Source organism: Oceanibaculum nanhaiense (genome assembly GCF_002148795.1).
Classification (GTDB): Bacteria; Pseudomonadota; Alphaproteobacteria; order Oceanibaculales; family Oceanibaculaceae; genus Oceanibaculum; species Oceanibaculum nanhaiense.
On sequence record NZ_MPOB01000032.1, the window covers coordinates 1 to 1,399 of the forward strand.

Annotated in this window: 1 protein-coding gene; it reads right to left on the reverse strand. The window is 59.5% G+C overall.

Annotated elements, in window-relative coordinates:
* Window positions 1-239 precede the first annotated feature (239 nt).
* Window positions 240-1,265, reverse strand: coding sequence for an IS110 family RNA-guided transposase (locus BKM74_RS18370; protein ID WP_086467133.1), 1,026 nt, complete (start codon window positions 1,263-1,265; stop codon window positions 240-242).
* Between the last annotated feature and the right edge of the window lie 134 nt (window positions 1,266-1,399).

The following is a 1,399-nucleotide window of genomic DNA, read 5'->3' on the forward strand; positions in this document are numbered from 1 at the left end:
GGGGTTGTCTAATCGCTTCTGGGGCGTCAAGCATATTATTGCGTCGAGACGACGCTGCCGGGTGCATGGTTGTCTTCGCGGTCGACGTTGGTCGCCACATGATGGAGCTTCACGGGACGAGCCTTCAATGTGGACGACGCACTTTGCTGAGACAGCAGTGCAACCCCATCAGCGGAATGGCTCGGCTCACGTCCCGGCAGGGACGCCTCAGGCGTTCAGAATCTGAACGCTATTCGGAATTATGCCGTGGCTCCTGCATTCGGGTTGAAGAGCTCGCCGGTTTTGAGCATCGTATGCATTATCACCGCCAGTTTGCGCGCCACAGCCACGGCGGCACGTTTGAAGCCGATCCTCTCCCGGAGTTGGAGACCCCATGTCCGCAGGGTGCTGTCGGTTGAGCAGCGGGTCAGAATGACTGCCGCGGCTTCGTAGAGAAGCCCTCGCAGATGTCGATCCCCGCGTCGGGATATATGGCCGTCATAATCGACTTCTCCCGATTGGTATCGGCGGGTTGTCAAGCCGATCCAGGCGGCGACAGAGCGGGACTTCTTGAAGTTGTTTGGATCCTCAATGGCGGCGACGAAAGAGGTCGCGGTGATCACGCCGATACCGGGGATCGACATGAGGGTGCGGCAGGCTTGGCTTTCACGAGCGTCCGCAACCAATTGGCGCCCGAGCTCGGCAGCACGGATGCGAATGTCGCGCCAGGCGGCCAGCATCGGCAAGACGATGGAAGCAAGTTGATCGTGATCGACAAGAAGGTTCCGAACGTTCCTCTCGAACGTGGTTCCCTTGCCTGCGGGAACCACCAGACCGAATGTTTTCATAATTCCACGAATCTGGTTCGAAAGCTCAGTAGTGATCCTGACCAGCCGGGTCCGTGCAGCCACGAGCGTGCGTATCAGCATGCTGTCGTATCCTTTCACCCGCACCTCACGGAAGAACCCCACCTCTGCAAGATGCGCCAAACCATCGGCGTCGTTCGCGTCGGTCTTGTTCGAGGCCATGTCGAGCGCCGCCTTGGCATGGCGCGCATCGATACAGATCGCCGGCAACCCCTCTTCCTGAAGCGCATGATAGAACCAGACGGAAAGCGGGCCAGTCTCGAACACCACACGTTTGGCGGCGGGCGCCCGCTTGCGGACAAGCTCGGCAATGATCGTTGGGTTCGAGGCGCACTTGCCGCGCCAGATCCGCTTGCCTTCACGGCGGATCGACACCGCCGTCTCTTTCATCGACACGTCGAGACCGATATATTCTTCCATGGCTGTTCTCCATTTGATGCTGGGCCCGGCGTCAAGTCGTGAGCCCGTATTTCCATCCTATCGGGGAACAGCCACCCTCCAAGAATATGATCGGTGTTCAGGGCGACCGCTCCCGCGATTACCCCATGTGGACG